This is a genomic window from Shewanella scandinavica (genome assembly GCF_031932065.1).
Lineage (GTDB): Bacteria > Pseudomonadota > Gammaproteobacteria > Enterobacterales > Shewanellaceae > Shewanella > Shewanella baltica.
Genome location: NZ_JAUOES010000045.1, coordinates 1 through 16,242, shown reverse-complemented (window position 1 = coordinate 16,242; position 16,242 = coordinate 1). Strand labels below are relative to the sequence as shown.

The window sequence follows — 16,242 nt, the reverse complement described above, 5'->3', positions numbered from 1 at the left end:
TGGGAAGCTAAGATTATCGAACTTGCTGAAGCTCTGGATTCTTACATTCCAGAACCACAACGTGACATCGACAAGCCGTTCCTACTGCCAATCGAAGACGTATTCTCAATCTCTGGCCGTGGTACAGTAGTAACTGGTCGTGTTGAGCGTGGTATTGTTAAAGTGGGTGACGAAGTTGAAATCGTTGGTGTTCGCACTACGACTAAAACAACGTGTACTGGCGTAGAAATGTTCCGTAAGCTGCTTGACGAAGGTCGTGCAGGCGAGAACTGTGGTGTGTTATTACGTGGTACTAAGCGTGATGACGTAGAACGTGGTCAAGTATTGGCTAAACCAGGTTCAATCAACCCACACACCACTTTTGAATCAGAAGTTTATGTTCTGTCAAAAGAAGAAGGTGGACGTCACACTCCATTCTTCAAAGGCTACCGTCCACAGTTCTACTTCCGTACAACTGACGTAACCGGTACTATCGAACTGCCAGAAGGCGTAGAGATGGTAATGCCTGGCGACAACATCAAAATGGTAGTGACTCTGATTTGCCCAATCGCGATGGACGAAGGTTTACGCTTCGCAATCCGTGAAGGTGGTCGTACAGTTGGTGCTGGTGTAGTAGCTAAAATCATCGCTTAATCGCGACAGAGATTAGTTTGAAAAGGAAGCTTCGGCTTCCTTTTTTGTTTAAGTGGATTATTTCACAGGTTTTGTGGATTGCATGGGATTCGCATCCTTGCTTACAAAGTCGAATAAGAATACAATCTATGGCCGATTTTTGACCCTGAGCTTATGCTATTTTGCGTTTCTAAGGGTGTTCGGAAATGCAGAGTATGATGTGGGAATTATGCCCGTCAATTAATGTGCTCTAAGCTCAGGCCGTATTGAGTAACGGAAAAACCGATGACAACAAATACTGAAAACCAGAACAATTCTCTGGATATCGTGAAGTGGGGTTTAGTGATTGTATTACTAGCCGCTGCTGTTATTGGCAATCAAATGTATAGCGAAGCCAGTGCCGTAATACGTGCGCTTAGTGTTATCGTTGCATTCGCTATTGCTGGTTTTATTGCGCTTCAGACTGTAAAAGGTAAAAAAGCGTTAGCTTTTGCCCGTGAAGCGCATATCGAAGTGCGCAAGGTTGTATGGCCGACGCGTCAAGAAGCACTAAACACCACTTTTATTGTCCTTGCAGCAACAGGTATCTTAGCTCTTATCCTTTGGGGTATGGATGCTGTGTTAATGCGAATTGTCAATTTTATCACTGGCGTATAGGCACCTCGAATGACTGAAGCTAAAGAAGCTAAAAAAAGATGGTATGTAGTGCAGGCATTCTCAGGCTATGAAGGCCGAGTTTGTAAGTCACTGATTGAATACATTAAGATGCACGGCATGGAAGAATACTTCGGCGAGGTATTGGTCCCGACTGAAGAAGTCGTTGAAATGCGTGCAGGTCAGCGTCGTAAGAGCGAACGTAAGTTTTTCCCTGGCTATGTGTTAGTCCAGATGGAAATGAACGATGACAGCTGGCATTTAGTCAAAAGCATCCCGCGTGTTTTAGGCTTTATTGGCGGAACCTCTGATCGTCCTGCCCCAATTTCCGATAAAGAAGCGGATGCAATTCTGCGTCGCTTACAAGAAACGACAGCGTCACCGACTCATAGAACTATCTTCGAGCCTGGTGAAGTGGTGCGTGTGTGTGATGGTCCATTTGCTGACTTCAACGGTACCGTTGAGGAAGTGGATTATGACAAGAGCCGCGTAAAAGTATCAGTAATGATCTTTGGTCGTTCTACGCCAGTTGAACTTGACTTTAGTCAAGTTGAAAAAGGCTGATTAAATAAACTACAAAATCCGTTTGGCAACGGGGGCGAGTTTCTATATAATCCGTCCCCGTTGTTTTCGGGGGAGCACGTCAGCATGTCGCTGATGCGCGTTTGAACCCAAACTGAGGAAATGTCAGATGGCAAAGAAGATTGATGCTTATATTAAGCTACAAGTAAAATCAGGTTCTGCGAACCCGTCACCACCAGTTGGTCCAGCTTTGGGTCAAAAAGGTGTGAACATCATGGAATTCTGTAAAGCGTTTAACGCCCGTACAGAAAAAATGGAAAAAGGCATGCCTATTCCTGTCGTGATCACTGTATACAGTGACCGTTCATTCACTTTTGAAACTAAGACTTCTCCAGCGTCTTACTTACTGAAGACTGCTGCAGGCCTGAAATCAGGTTCTCCACGTCCAAACACTCAGAAAGTGGGTACTATCGCACGCGCTAAAGTTCAAGAAATTGCTGAACTTAAAGCTGCCGATATGACTGGTGCTGACATTGAAGCGATGACTCGCTCAATCGAAGGTACTGCGCGTTCAATGGGTTTGGTTGTAGAGGATTAATATAATGGCAAAGCTAACTAAACGCATGCGCGTAATTCGCGAAAAAGTTGACGGTACTAAAAGCTACGATATCAACGAAGCTGTTGCTCTGTTAAAAGAATTAGCAACTGCAAAATTCGTTGAAAGTGTAGACGTAGCAGTTAACCTGGGTATCGACCCACGTAAATCTGACCAAAACGTTCGTGGTGCAACAGTGTTGCCACACGGTACTGGTCGTGACGTTCGCGTTGCAGTATTTACACAAGGTGCAAATGCTGAAGCGGCAAAAGCTGCTGGTGCTGAGCTAGTTGGTATGGATGATCTGGCTGAGCAAATCAAAGCCGGTGAAATGAACTTCGACGTGGTTATCGCATCTCCAGATGCAATGCGCGTTGTTGGTATGTTAGGTCAAATCTTAGGCCCACGTGGTTTAATGCCTAACCCTAAAACAGGTACAGTAACACCAAACGTTGCTGAAGCTGTTAAGAATGCCAAGGCTGGTCAAGTTCGTTACCGTAACGACAAGAACGGTATTATCCACACTACTATCGGTAAAGTGGATTTCACACCAGTTCAATTGAAAGAAAACTTGGAAGCGTTGATCTCTGCACTGAAAAAGGCTAAGCCTGCAGTTGCTAAAGGTGTATACGTGAAAAAGGTTAGCATCTCTACCACTATGGGTGCAGGTGTTGCAGTTGATCAAGCTACGCTTGAGACAACCATATAATTTTACAAGGTGAGCGTATTAATCTATAATGCGCGCACTTTGTGGGTTGAAGCCTGTTTTATCGCCGTTTAATTGGTTGTAACTCAGGTTTCCGTCCAAGACCGCAGGTGTTTTTTGTAAAAATAACTTAATTTCCTGCGTAGACGGTGTCAGGCCCCAGCTAAATTTTTTTACTGGATAATCTGCACCGTAAGTCACTAAATACATAAGTATTTAGTATGGTAAATACTAGGGAATACCCTAGGTAGAATCCAGGAGTAAAGCCAATGGCATTAAGACTCGAAGACAAAAAAGCGATTGTTGCTGAAGTCAACGAAGCTGCCAAAGGTGCGCTATCTGCAGTTGCCGCTGATTCTCGCGGTGTGACTGTAGGTGCTATGACCGGTCTGCGTAAAAAAGCTCGCGAAGCTGGTGTATATGTACGTGTAGTACGTAACACATTGGCTCGTCGTGCTGTTGAAGGTACTGCTTTTGAGTGCCTAGCAGAGACGTTCACTGGCCCAACTTTGATCGCTTTTTCTTTAGAGCACCCAGGTGCTGCAGCACGTCTGTTAAAAGACTTTGCTAAAGAACAAGCTAACTTCGAAGTTAAAGGCGCAGCCTTTGAAGGGAATTTCATCCCTGCAGCTGAAATTGATCGTTTGGCGAAACTGCCAACATACGAAGAAGCACTAGCTCAGTTAATGATGACTATGAAAGAAGCATCTGCTGGCAAGTTCGTTCGTACACTGGCCGCCCTGCGCGATCAAAAACAAGAAGCCGCTTAATTTCAAGCTGGCTGCTTAATAAAATTGAATTCAGAACAATAGGAAACATTTGTTATGTCTATCACTAAAGACCAAATCTTAGAAGCCTTTGCAGCTATGTCTGTAATGGAAGTTGTTGAACTAATTGAAGCAATGGAAGAGAAGTTCGGCGTTTCTGCTGCTGCTGCCGTTGTTTCTGGCGGTGCTGAAGCTGCTGTTGTTGAAGAACAAACAGAATTCAACGTAGTTCTGACTGCTCACGGCGACAACAAAGTTGCTGTTATTAAAGCAATCCGTGGCGCAACAGGTTTAGGCCTGAAAGAAGCTAAAGCTATGTCTGAAGCTGCTCCAGTAGCAGTTAAAGAAGGCGTTTCTAAAGAAGAAGCTGAAGCTCTGAAGAAAGAACTTACTGAAGCTGGTGCTTCTGTAGAAATCAAGTAAGCTATTATTTAGCTTGCTCACCCAAGCCACTTGGGTGGAGGCTGGCGGTTTTTTAACCGTCGGCCTTTTTTGCGCTATATGCGCTGGCGATTTTTTTTCACCGTTTGTCGCCAAATTTTGCAGTCCCTAGCAGAGATTACTGGTTAGGTTCTTGCCATCAACGGTGATGGGCAAACGTGCTGAATTTAATAACATAAGTTATTTATTCAGTCTTGGTCACATCTCGTAAGCAGAGGAAACCCATGGTTTACTCCTATTCTGAAAAGAAGCGTATTCGCAAAGACTTTGGTAAGCGTCCAAAAGTTTTGGATATCCCTTATTTATTGTCTATCCAGCTAGACTCTTTTAAGAAGTTCACCGATCAAGATCCTACCGGTGAGCGCGGTTTAGAAGCCGCCTTCCGTAGCGTTTTTCCCATCAAGAGCTTTTCTGGTAATTCAGAACTGCAATACGTCAGCTATAAGCTTGGCGAGCCTGTTTTTGATGTGAAAGAGTGTCAGATCCGTGGTGTTACGTACTCAGCTCCACTACGCGTTAAATTACGCATGGTGTTGTATGACCGTGAAGCAGCGGCGGGCACAGTAAAAGATATTAAAGAACAAGAAGTCTACATGGGTGATATCCCATTGATGACGGATAACGGTACTTTTGTTATCAACGGTACTGAGCGTGTAATCGTATCTCAATTACATCGTTCTCCAGGCGTGTTCTTTGATCATGACCGTGGTAAAACCCACTCATCAGGTAAGGTGCTGTATAACGCACGTATTATTCCTTACCGTGGTTCATGGCTTGACTTTGAATTCGATCCTAAAGATGCACTATTTGTGCGTATTGACCGTCGCCGCAAATTGCCTGCGACCATCATGTTACGTGCATTAGAATATTCTACTCAAGAGATCCTCGATCTGTTCTTTGAACGCGTTGAGTTCAAGATTAAGAAAGATACTCTGGTTATGGCCTTGGTTCCTGAGCGTCTGCGTGGCGAAACTGCCAGCTATGACATCAAGGATGCTGAAGGTTCTGTACTGGTTGAAGCCGGTCGTCGTATCACTGCGCGCCACATTCGCCAATTAGAAAAAACCAATACCACTGAACTCGAAGTGCCAGTTGAATATATCGTGGGCAAATATGCTGCTCAAGATTATATCGATCCGGACACGGGTGAAGTTTTAGTCTCTGCCAACAGTGAAATTAGCCTAGAAGATCTGGCTAAATTATCATTGGCCGGTATTAAAGAACTCAGCACCTTGTATATCAACGAGCTAGATCATGGTGCTTATATTTCAGATACGCTGCGTATCGATTCAACCACTAACCGCTTAGAAGCGCTGGTTGAGATCTATCGTATGATGCGTCCTGGCGAGCCACCAACCAAAGATGCTGCCGAAGCACTATTCCAGAACTTGTTCTTCAGTGAAGAGCGTTATGACCTGTCTAAAGTCGGTCGTATGAAGTTCAACCGTCGTCTCAGCATTCCTGATGACGAAGGTAGCGGTGTATTGTCTAAAGAAGATATCGTCGCGGTAATGAAGAACATCATTCATATCCGTAACGGTTTCGACGAAGTCGATGATATCGATCACTTAGGCAACCGTCGTATTCGTAGCGTCGGTGAAATGGCTGAAAACCAATTCCGCGTAGGTTTAGTCCGTGTTGAGCGCGCCGTGCGTGAACGCCTATCTTTAGGCGATCTGAACGAGCTGATGCCACAAGACTTGATCAACGCTAAGCCAATTTCTGCTGCAGTGAAAGAGTTCTTCGGTTCTTCTCAGCTGTCACAATTCATGGACCAAAACAACCCGCTGTCAGAAGTAACGCATAAGCGTCGTATTTCTGCTCTTGGCCCCGGTGGTTTGACTCGTGAACGTGCAGGCTTCGAAGTCCGCGACGTACATCCAACGCATTATGGTCGTTTATGTCCAATTGAGACCCCTGAAGGTCCAAACATTGGTCTAATCAACTCATTAGCAAGCTTTGCCCGTACTAACTCATACGGCTTCCTAGAAACGCCATACCGCAAGGTTATCGACGGCGTGATTACTGACGAAGTGGAATACTTGTCAGCAATCGAAGAAGGTCGTTATGTGATCGCACAGGCGAACATTGAAGTTGACGCGAACGGTCGTATGGCAGAAGAGCAAATTGCTTGTCGTCATAAAGGTGAATCTACCTTTATGCGCGCTGCTGACATCCAGTATATGGACGTTTCGCCACAACAGATCATTTCTGTTGCTGCGTCGCTCATCCCGTTCTTAGAACACGATGATGCTAACCGTGCATTGATGGGTGCGAACATGCAACGTCAAGCCGTACCAACACTACGCTCTGAAAAGCCGCTAGTAGGTACTGGTATTGAACGTACTCTTGCTGTTGACTCAGGTGTTGTGGTTGTTGCTAAGCGTGGTGGTTTTGTAGACTACGTTGATGCGAGCCGTATCGTTGTTAAGGTAAATGAAGATGAGCTACGCCCAGGCGAAGCCGGTATCGACATTTATAACCTGACTAAGTACACCCGTTCTAACCAAAACACTTGTATCAACCAACGTCCTTGTTGTTCAGTTGGTGAGCCAGTGGTTCGCGGTGACGTGTTAGCAGACGGTCCGTCTACTGACTTAGGTGACTTAGCCCTTGGCCAGAACATGCGTATCGCGTTCATGCCTTGGAACGGTTACAACTTCGAAGATTCGATCTTAATTTCTGAGCGCGTAGCGCAAGAAGACCGCTTCACTACTATCCACATTCAGGAGCTGTCTTGTATTGCTCGTGATACTAAGTTGGGTAGCGAAGAAATCACGGCTGATATTCCAAACGTAGGTGAGTCTGCTCTGTCGAAACTCGACGAGTCAGGTATCGTTTACATTGGTGCAGAAGTGAAGGGCGGCGATATTCTGGTTGGTAAAGTGACGCCAAAAGGCGAAACACAGCTAACGCCAGAAGAGAAGTTATTGCGAGCTATCTTCGGTGAGAAAGCGTCTGACGTTAAAGACAGTTCACTGCGTGTACCTAACTCTGTTAAGGGTACTATCATCGACGTTCAGGTATTTACCCGTGACGGCGTTGAGAAAGACAAGCGTGCAGTTGAAATCGAAGAGATGCACATTGCCCAAGCTCGTAAAGACTTAGGCGAAGAGTTCAAGATCCTTGAAGAAGGTGTATTGAGCCGTGCGCGTAACTTGTTAATCGGTGCTGGTTTCACTGACGCGCAAATTGCTGCCTTGCCACGTAAAGATGTTTTGATTCAAGTTATTGACGATGAAACTAAACAAACTGAACTTGAGCAATTGGCTGAACAGCATGAAGAGCTGAAAGCTGACTTCGATAAGAAGTTTGAAATCAAACGTCGCAAGATCACCCAAGGTGATGACTTGGCTCCAGGCGTACTCAAGATCGTTAAGGTTTACTTAGCGGTTAAGCGTACTATCCAACCTGGTGACAAGATGGCGGGTCGTCACGGTAACAAGGGTGTTATCTCTAAGATTTGCCCAATCGAAGACATGCCGTATGACGAACAAGGTAACCCAGTAGACATCGTATTGAACCCACTAGGTGTTCCATCACGTATGAACATTGGTCAGGTACTTGAAGTCCATATGGGCGCCGCTGCCAAAGGTATTGGTAACAAGATCACTGCGATGCTTGAAGAACAGCGTGAGCTGGCTGAAGTTCGTGGCTACATCAAACAAGTTTATGAATTAGGTGACGAAGTGCAACAGCGCGTCGATATCGATTCATTCACTGATGATGAAGTATTACGTCTTGCGACTAACCTGAAAGGCGGTATCCCGATTGCAACTCCTGCATTCGATGGTGCTAAAGAGAAAGAGATCAAGCAGATGCTTGAACTTGCAGGTTTGCCAACCTCTGGTCAGTTGAAGTTGTTTGATGGTCGTACCGGTAACGAATTTGAGCGTCAAGTAACTGTTGGTTACATGTACATGCTCAAACTGAACCACTTAGTTGATGACAAGATGCACGCCCGTTCTACCGGTTCGTACAGCTTAGTGACTCAACAACCACTGGGCGGTAAAGCTCAGTTCGGTGGTCAGCGTTTCGGTGAGATGGAAGTGTGGGCACTAGAAGCATACGGTGCCGCTTATACGCTTCAAGAAATGCTCACTGTTAAATCGGATGACGTTAACGGTCGTACTCAGATGTATAAGAACATCGTCGACGGTAACCATCAGATGCAACCTGGCATGCCAGAGTCCTTCAACGTGTTACTGAAGGAGATCCGTTCACTCGGTATTAATATCGAGTTGGATCAGGCATAAGCGCAGGCCTTTAGCCGCGTTTGGCAAACAGAATGGTGCTCCGTGCGAGCGGAGCACCCGGTTTAACTCCTTCAGGAGAGAAACGTGAAAGACTTATTAAAGTTTCTGAAACAGCAAAGCAAGACTGAAGAATTTAACGGCATCAAAATTGGTCTGGCATCGCCTGATCTGATCCGTTCTTGGTCTTTTGGTGAAGTTAAGAAGCCAGAAACCATCAACTACCGTACCTTCAAGCCTGAGCGTGAAGGTCTGTTCTGTGCGCGTATCTTTGGCCCAGTCAAAGATTACGAATGTTTGTGCGGTAAGTACAAACGTTTGAAGCACCGTGGTGTTATTTGTGAAAAGTGTGGCGTTGAAGTAACCCAAACTAAAGTACGTCGTGAGCGTATGGGTCACATCGAACTGGCTAGCCCAGTTGCGCACATTTGGTTCTTAAAATCACTACCGTCACGTATCGGCTTAATGCTGGATATGACGCTGCGTGATATCGAACGCGTACTGTATTTTGAATCATTTGTCGTGATCGAGCCTGGCATGACCAGCCTTGAACGTGGCCAAATGCTGACAGAAGAAACTTATCTGGATGCATTAGAAGAATACGGTGATGAGTTCGAAGCTAAAATGGGTGCCGAAGCAGTGCTTGAACTGTTACGTGCTATCGATTTAGCGAAAGAAATTGAACAAATGCGTGAAGAATTGCCGTCAATCAACTCTGAGACTCGTCGCAAGAAAGTGACTAAACGTCTTAAGCTGATGGAAGCATTCTACACTTCAGGCAACAAGCCTGAGTGGATGATCTTAAAAGTACTGCCTGTGTTACCACCTGACTTACGTCCGCTGGTACCGCTCGATGGCGGCCGCTTCGCGACTTCAGATCTTAACGACCTGTATCGCCGCGTGATCAACCGTAACAACCGTTTGAAGCGTCTGTTAGATTTAGCTGCGCCAGACATTATCGTACGCAACGAAAAGCGTATGTTACAAGAGTCTGTTGATGCGCTATTAGATAACGGTCGTCGTGGTCGTGCTATTACCGGTTCTAACAAGCGTCCTCTGAAATCTTTGGCTGATATGATCAAAGGTAAGCAAGGTCGTTTCCGTCAGAACTTATTGGGTAAGCGCGTCGACTATTCTGGTCGTTCGGTCATTACCGTAGGTCCTACTCTACGTCTGCACCAATGTGGTCTTCCTAAGAAGATGGCACTGGAACTGTTCAAGCCATTCATCTATGGCAAGCTAGAAGGTCGTGGCTTAGCTACTACCATCAAAGCGGCTAAGAAGATGGTTGAGCGTGAAGTGGCGGAAGTATGGGACGTTCTGGATGAAGTGATCCGCGAACATCCAGTGATGCTCAACCGTGCACCAACACTGCACAGACTGGGTATCCAAGCGTTCGAACCAGTACTGATTGAAGGTAAAGCAATCCAGTTACACCCACTCGTTTGTGCGGCATACAACGCCGACTTCGACGGTGACCAAATGGCGGTACACGTACCGTTAACACTGGAAGCGCAGCTTGAAGCCCGTGCCCTGATGATGTCTACCAACAACATCCTGTCACCAGCCAACGGCGAGCCTGTTATCACACCGTCTCAAGACGTGGTATTGGGTCTGTACTACACCAGCCGTGAGCGTATTAACGGCCGTGGTGAAGGTATGGCATTTATGTCTGTTGCTGAAGTTGAAAAAGCTTACGCAACTGGTGCTGCTGAACTGCATGCCCGCGTTAAAGTACGTATCACTGAAACCATTATTGGTGACACTGGTGAACGTACTGAACAACGCCGTATCGTTGATACGACTGTGGGTCGTGCACTGCTGTCACTTATTCTGCCAGCAGGTTTGTCATTTGATCTGGTTAACCAGAACATGGGCAAAAAGCAGATCTCTAAACTGTTGAACACTTGTTATCGTCAACTGGGTCTGAAAGATACTGTTATCTTCGCTGACCAATTGATGTATACCGGTTTCCGTTTTGCAACCATTTCTGGTGCCTCTGTAGGTATCGATGACATGGTTATTCCAGACGAGAAATACACCTTAGTTGCTGATGCAGAAGCGGAAGTTCTTGAAATTCAAGAGCAGTTCCAATCTGGTCTAGTTACAGCCGGTGAGCGTTACAACAAAGTTATTGATATCTGGGCAAGTGCCAACGAAAAAGTTTCTAAAGCTATGATGGAAAACCTGTCAACTGAGACAGTGATTAACCGTGATGGTGTTGAAGAGAAACAAGCCTCGTTTAACAGCATCTATATGATGGCTGACTCAGGCGCTCGTGGTAGTGCCGCACAGATCCGTCAGTTGGCGGGTATGCGTGGTCTGATGGCTAAGCCAGACGGCTCAATCATCGAAACGCCAATTACCGCTAACTTCCGTGAAGGTCTAAACGTACTCCAGTACTTTATTTCTACTCACGGTGCGCGTAAAGGTCTAGCCGATACGGCATTGAAGACAGCGAACTCGGGTTACCTGACTCGTCGTCTTGTAGACGTTGCACAAGATTTAGTGGTTATCGAAGACGATTGTGGTACTCACGAAGGTCTAACCATGAAACCGCTGATTGAAGGTGGTGATGTGGTTGAGCCGTTACGTGAACGCGTACTGGGTCGTGTAGTTGCGATTGATGTGTTCTATCCAGGCACTGAAGACGTACTCGCACCACGTAACACGCTACTCGACGAAGCATGGTGTGACAAGTTAGAAGAGCATTCAATTGACGAAGTCATTGTACGTTCTGTTATTTCTTGTGATACCGATTTCGGTGTGTGTGCAGCTTGTTACGGTCGTGACTTGGCTCGTGGTCATATTATTAACCACGGTGAAGCCATCGGTGTTGTGGCAGCACAATCTATCGGTGAACCAGGTACACAGTTAACGATGCGTACGTTCCACATCGGTGGTGCGGCATCGAGAGCATCTGCAGAAAACAATGTCCAAGTGAAAAACTCGGGTTCATTGAAACTGCATAATGCTAAGCATGTTACTAACAGTGACGGCAAACTGGTTATCGTTTCTCGTTCTTCTGAACTGGCCGTTATTGACGAGCTGGGTCGTGAGAAAGAGCGTTATAAAGTGCCATACGGTACTGTGCTCGAGAAGCTAGAAGAAGCCGCTGTTGAAGCGGGCGATGTTATCGCTAACTGGGATCCACATACTCACCCAATCATTTCTGAAGTGGCGGGTAGTATCAAGTTCGTAGACATGATTGACGGTGTTACTATGACACGTCAAACAGACGAACTAACGGGTCTGTCATCAATCGTGATCCTTGACGTTGGTCAGCGTGGTACTGCGGGTAAAGAAATGCGCCCAATGATCCGTCTGCTTGGCGCTAACGGTAGCGATTTAATGATCCCAGGTACTGAAGTACCAGCACAGTACTTCTTACCAGGTAGTGCGATCGTTAACTTAGAAGATAACGCGCAAATCAACGTGGGTGACGCATTAGCTCGTATTCCTCAGGAATCGTCTAAAACTCGCGACATCACCGGTGGTCTGCCACGCGTTGCTGACTTGTTCGAAGCGCGTAAGCCAAAAGAGCCAGCTATTCTGGCGGAAATCTCTGGTACCATCTCGTTTGGTAAAGAGACCAAAGGTAAGCGTCGTTTGGTGATTACACCTGCTGATGGCGGCGATCATTATGAAGAGATGATCCCTAAGTGGCGTAACTTAAACGTGTTCGAAGGTGAAAAAGTCGAACGTGGTGAAGTTATCGCTGACGGTCCAGAAGCGGCACACGACATTCTGCGTCTTCGTGGTATCCACAACGTAGCTAACTACATTGTGAACGAAGTACAGGACGTTTACCGTCTGCAAGGCGTGAAGATCAACGATAAGCATATCGAAGTGATCATCCGTCAGATGCTGCGTAAGTGTCTTATCACTTCTGCCGGTGACACTGAGTTCCTTGAAGGGGAACAAGCTGAAGTGTCACGCGTTAAGATCGCTAACCGCGAACTGATCGCCCAAGGTAAAGTGCCTGCGACCTTTGAACGTGAACTACTGGGTATTACTAAAGCATCTCTGGCAACAGAATCCTTTATCTCAGCAGCATCGTTCCAAGAAACCACGCGCGTACTGACCGAAGCTGCCGTAGGTGGTAAGAGCGATCAATTACGTGGTCTGAAAGAAAACGTTATCGTTGGCCGACTGATCCCAGCCGGTACCGGTTACGCTTATCACAAGACTCGTAATGAAGCGCGTGCGAAGAAAAACGAACCTGTAGTAGTGAATAAGATCACTGCAAGTGAAGCCGAACAGAACTTGGCCGATCTCTTAAACCTGGCTGGTAGCCAAGATTAAGTAATCAGTTTGTTATAAAAAGGCGCCTATGGCGCCTTTTTTCTTGGAATATGCCGCAAAAGTTGGCTATTTCTTGACAGTCAGGCATTACCTTTCTAAAATTCCGCGTCCCACCATTGTGGGATATAGATTTTTCACACCTTATCGTTGAGTTTGATTCAACTGACTCGGAGCTATACATGGCAACTGTAAACCAGTTGGTACGTAAGCCACGCGCGCCAAAAGTCGACAAGACTAATGTGCCTGCGTTGAATGCGTGCCCGCAAAAACGTGGTGTTTGTACACGTGTGTACACAACTACCCCTAAAAAACCAAACTCTGCACTACGTAAAGTAGCTCGTGTGCGTCTAACTAACGGTTTCGAAGTGACTTCGTACATCGGCGGTGAAGGCCACAACCTGCAGGAACATAGCGTGATCTTAATCCGTGGTGGTCGTGTTAAAGACTTACCAGGTGTGCGTTATCACACTATTCGTGGCGCATTAGACTGTGCAGGCGTGACTTCACGTCGCCAAAGCCGTTCTAAATACGGTGCTAAGCGTCCTAAGTCTTAACTTATCCGTTAAGTAAGGCCAAGCTAGTTTTATTTTGAGAATTCCAGTTTTGGAAATCCCTGAAGCATACGGAGAATTGTTATGCCAAGACGTCGCGTTGTAGGACAACGTAAAATCCTACCAGATCCAAAGTTTCACAGTGAGTTGCTGGCTAAGTTCATCAACGTCATTATGCAAGACGGCAAAAAGTCGACTGCAGAAAAAATTATTTACAAGGCACTAGATGTTGTCGCTGAAAAGAAAAGCGAAAACCATTTAGTTATCCTTGAAGCAGCCCTGGACAACGTTCGCCCATCAGTCGAAGTTAAATCTCGTCGCGTTGGTGGTTCTACGTACCAGGTACCATGTGAAGTTCGTCCTGTGCGTCGTAACGCACTGGCGATGCGCTGGTTAGTTGAAGCTGCTCGTAAGCGTGGTGAAAAATCTATGGCTTTACGTCTAGCAGGTGAAATGCTGGATGCGTCTGAAAACAAAGGTACTGCTGTTAAGAAGCGTGAAGACGTGCATCGCATGGCTGAAGCTAACAAAGCCTTTGCTCATTACCGTTGGTAATATGATGGTGTGGGCTTAGGCCCACACCATGTTGTTGATATTGCCAAGACTTAGGTCTTGGTGGAGAGGGTATAATAGTGGCTCGTACAACCCCAATTGAGCGTTATCGTAATATCGGTATTTGTGCTCATGTTGACGCAGGTAAAACCACCACAACAGAACGTGTTCTGTTCTATACCGGTTTGTCTCATAAAATCGGTGAGGTGCATGACGGCGCCGCTACCACAGACTGGATGGTTCAAGAGCAAGAGCGTGGTATCACTATCACCTCGGCTGCGGTAACCACATTCTGGCGTGGTATGGATGCTCAATTCACTGAACACCGCATCAATATCATCGATACCCCTGGTCACGTTGACTTTACTATTGAAGTTGAACGGTCTCTGCGTGTCCTCGACGGCGCTGTTGTCGTTTTCTGTGGTTCATCTGGTGTTGAACCTCAGTCAGAAACAGTGTGGCGTCAAGCTGATAAATACCGCGTTCCACGCTTAGTATTTGTCAACAAAATGGACCGTGCAGGTGCTGACTTTGAACGTGTAGTGAAGCAAATTAGAACTCGTCTTGGAGCCACTTGTGTGCCTATTCAATTGAATATTGGCGCAGAAGAAAACTTCAAAGGTGTGATCGACTTAATTAAGATGAAAGCTATTAACTGGAATGAATCAGACCAGGGTATGACTTTCACTCATGAGGAGATCCCTGCAGAGTTAGCGGCTAAAGCGGCTGAAATGCATGAGTATCTAGTTGAAGTAGCCGCCGAATCTTCGGATGAACTGATGGATAAGTACCTTGAAGAAGGCACGCTATCAGAAGACGAAATTAAAAAGGCGCTACGTCAGCGTACTATAAATAATGAAATCGTTTTAGCGACTTGTGGTTCTGCATTTAAGAACAAAGGCGTTCAAGCGGTACTTGATGCGGTTATTGAATTCTTGCCAGCGCCCATTGATGTGCCTCCAATTAAGGGCATCGATGAGAACGACCAAGAAGTAGAACGCCCATCAGATGACAATGCGCCTTTTGCTGCATTGGCATTTAAGATTGCTACAGATCCATTCGTAGGAACTTTGACCTTTATTCGCGTGTACTCTGGCGTACTCGAATCAGGTTCGGGCGTTTACAACTCTGTCAAACAGAAGCGTGAACGCGTAGGTCGCATGGTGCAAATGCACGCAAACGATCGTACTGAGCTGAAAGAAGTCCGTGCTGGTGATATCGCTGCGGCGATTGGTTTAAAAGAAGTGACTACGGGTGATACGCTTTGTGATAACGATCATAGAGTGATCTTGGAACGTATGGAGTTCCCAGAACCAGTAATTACCATTGCCGTTGAGCCTAAGTCAAAAGCCGACCAGGATAAAATGGGTATCGCGTTGCAAAAGCTTGCAGCGGAAGATCCATCATTCCGAGTTGAAACTGACGAAGAATCATCACAAACTCTGATTTCGGGTATGGGTGAGTTACACTTAGACATCATCGTTGACCGTATGCGTCGCGAATTTGGTGTTGAATGTAACGTAGGTAAGCCACAAGTGGCGTACCGCGAGACTATCCGAGCGTCAGTAGAAGCTGAAGGTAAATTTGTACGCCAATCAGGTGGTCGTGGACAATTCGGTCACGTTTGGTTAAAACTAGAGCCTAATGAAGAAGGCGCTGGTTACGAATTTGTCAATGCAGTTGTGGGAGGTGTGATTCCTCGTGAATTCATTCCTGCGGTTGATAAAGGTATCCAAGAACAGATGAAGAATGGCGTTCTCGCTGGCTTCCCTGTGTTGGACGTGAAGGTCACTCTATTCGACGGTTCATATCATGATGTGGACTCGAATGAAATGGCGTTCAAAATTGCAGGTTCTATGGGCTTCAAAAAGGGTGCGCTTGAAGCAAACCCTGCGTTGCTCGAACCTTGCATGAAAGTTGAAGTAACTACCCCTGAAAATTATATGGGTGACGTCGTTGGTGATTTAAACCGTCGTCGTGGCTTGATTGAGGGGATGGATGATGGCTTTGGTGGCATCAAAATAGTCCATGCTGTAGTGCCTCTTTCTGAAATGTTTGGTTACGCAACTGATTTGCGCTCTGCTACTCAGGGTCGCGCTTCATACTCTATGGAGTTCTTGAAGTACTCTGATGCACCGCAAAACATTGCAAAAGCGATTATTGAATCTCGTAGCTAATATCCAGTTACGACATAAATGTTATTATGGTCCAGCACTGACTGGACTATTCTGAAAAGAAAGGAATATATCGTGGCAAAAGCTAAATTTGAACGTATTAAGCCTCA

12 protein-coding genes are annotated in these 16,242 nt (G+C 46.1%); all 12 read left to right on the top strand.

Annotated elements, in window-relative coordinates; genetic code table 11:
* Positions 1–633 (top strand): EF-Tu C-terminal domain-related protein (locus tag Q4Q50_RS21750; protein ID WP_311901047.1); only part of this gene is annotated, 633 nt, incomplete at its 5' end.
* Positions 634–897: 264 nt separating this feature from the next.
* The gene (gene secE, locus Q4Q50_RS21745) at positions 898–1,269 is read left to right on the top strand and encodes a preprotein translocase subunit SecE (RefSeq protein WP_006083613.1); all 372 of its coding nucleotides are present in this window, start codon (positions 898–900) and stop codon (positions 1,267–1,269) included.
* Between the two features lie 9 nt (positions 1,270–1,278).
* The gene (gene nusG / locus Q4Q50_RS21740; protein WP_106648467.1) at positions 1,279–1,830 is read left to right on the top strand and encodes a transcription termination/antitermination protein NusG; all 552 of its coding nucleotides are present in this window, start codon (positions 1,279–1,281) and stop codon (positions 1,828–1,830) included.
* Between the two features lie 127 nt (positions 1,831–1,957).
* Positions 1,958–2,386 (top strand): 50S ribosomal protein L11, encoded by a 429-nt coding sequence (gene rplK / locus Q4Q50_RS21735; protein ID WP_006083611.1) that lies wholly within the window; start codon positions 1,958–1,960, stop codon positions 2,384–2,386.
* A gap of 4 nt (positions 2,387–2,390) precedes the next feature.
* Complete coding sequence (rplA, locus tag Q4Q50_RS21730) at positions 2,391–3,092, top strand: 50S ribosomal protein L1 (RefSeq protein WP_106648466.1); 702 nt, start codon at positions 2,391–2,393, stop codon at positions 3,090–3,092.
* 266 nt (positions 3,093–3,358) lie between these two features.
* Positions 3,359–3,859 carry a 50S ribosomal protein L10 gene (gene rplJ / locus Q4Q50_RS21725; protein WP_006083609.1) on the top strand — a complete coding sequence of 167 codons (501 nt, stop codon included), beginning with the start codon at positions 3,359–3,361 and terminating at the stop codon, positions 3,857–3,859.
* A gap of 54 nt (positions 3,860–3,913) precedes the next feature.
* The gene (gene rplL / locus Q4Q50_RS21720) at positions 3,914–4,279 is read left to right on the top strand and encodes a 50S ribosomal protein L7/L12 (RefSeq protein ID WP_006083608.1); all 366 of its coding nucleotides are present in this window, start codon (positions 3,914–3,916) and stop codon (positions 4,277–4,279) included.
* Positions 4,280–4,521: 242 nt separating this feature from the next.
* A complete protein-coding gene (gene rpoB, locus Q4Q50_RS21715) occupies positions 4,522–8,553 on the top strand; it encodes a DNA-directed RNA polymerase subunit beta (RefSeq protein WP_220591696.1) in 4,032 nt (1,343 codons plus the stop codon).
* A gap of 84 nt (positions 8,554–8,637) precedes the next feature.
* Positions 8,638–12,855 carry a DNA-directed RNA polymerase subunit beta' gene (gene rpoC / locus Q4Q50_RS21710; RefSeq protein WP_311901099.1) on the top strand — a complete coding sequence of 1,406 codons (4,218 nt, stop codon included), beginning with the start codon at positions 8,638–8,640 and terminating at the stop codon, positions 12,853–12,855.
* A gap of 179 nt (positions 12,856–13,034) precedes the next feature.
* Positions 13,035–13,409, top strand: coding sequence for a 30S ribosomal protein S12 (gene rpsL, locus Q4Q50_RS21705; RefSeq protein ID WP_006083605.1), 375 nt, complete (start codon positions 13,035–13,037; stop codon positions 13,407–13,409).
* Between the two features lie 81 nt (positions 13,410–13,490).
* The gene (gene rpsG / locus Q4Q50_RS21700) at positions 13,491–13,961 is read left to right on the top strand and encodes a 30S ribosomal protein S7 (RefSeq protein WP_011787570.1); all 471 of its coding nucleotides are present in this window, start codon (positions 13,491–13,493) and stop codon (positions 13,959–13,961) included.
* A 77-nt stretch (positions 13,962–14,038) separates the two neighbouring features.
* Entirely contained in the window at positions 14,039–16,135 is a 2,097-nt protein-coding gene (gene fusA, locus Q4Q50_RS21695; protein WP_311901098.1) for an elongation factor G, read from the top strand.
* Positions 16,136–16,242 lie beyond the last annotated feature (107 nt).

Coding starts and splice junctions, on each gene's coding strand:
- nusG (WP_106648467.1), top strand. CDS start 1,279: ATGACTGAAGCTAAAGAAGCTAAAAAAAGATGGTATGTAGTGCAGGCA.
- rplA (WP_106648466.1), top strand. CDS start 2,391: ATGGCAAAGCTAACTAAACGCATGCGCGTAATTCGCGAAAAAGTTGAC.
- rplL (WP_006083608.1), top strand. CDS start 3,914: ATGTCTATCACTAAAGACCAAATCTTAGAAGCCTTTGCAGCTATGTCT.
- secE (WP_006083613.1), top strand. CDS start 898: ATGACAACAAATACTGAAAACCAGAACAATTCTCTGGATATCGTGAAG.
- rpoB (WP_220591696.1), top strand. CDS start 4,522: ATGGTTTACTCCTATTCTGAAAAGAAGCGTATTCGCAAAGACTTTGGT.
- rpsL (WP_006083605.1), top strand. CDS start 13,035: ATGGCAACTGTAAACCAGTTGGTACGTAAGCCACGCGCGCCAAAAGTC.
- rplK (WP_006083611.1), top strand. CDS start 1,958: ATGGCAAAGAAGATTGATGCTTATATTAAGCTACAAGTAAAATCAGGT.
- rplJ (WP_006083609.1), top strand. CDS start 3,359: ATGGCATTAAGACTCGAAGACAAAAAAGCGATTGTTGCTGAAGTCAAC.
- rpsG (WP_011787570.1), top strand. CDS start 13,491: ATGCCAAGACGTCGCGTTGTAGGACAACGTAAAATCCTACCAGATCCA.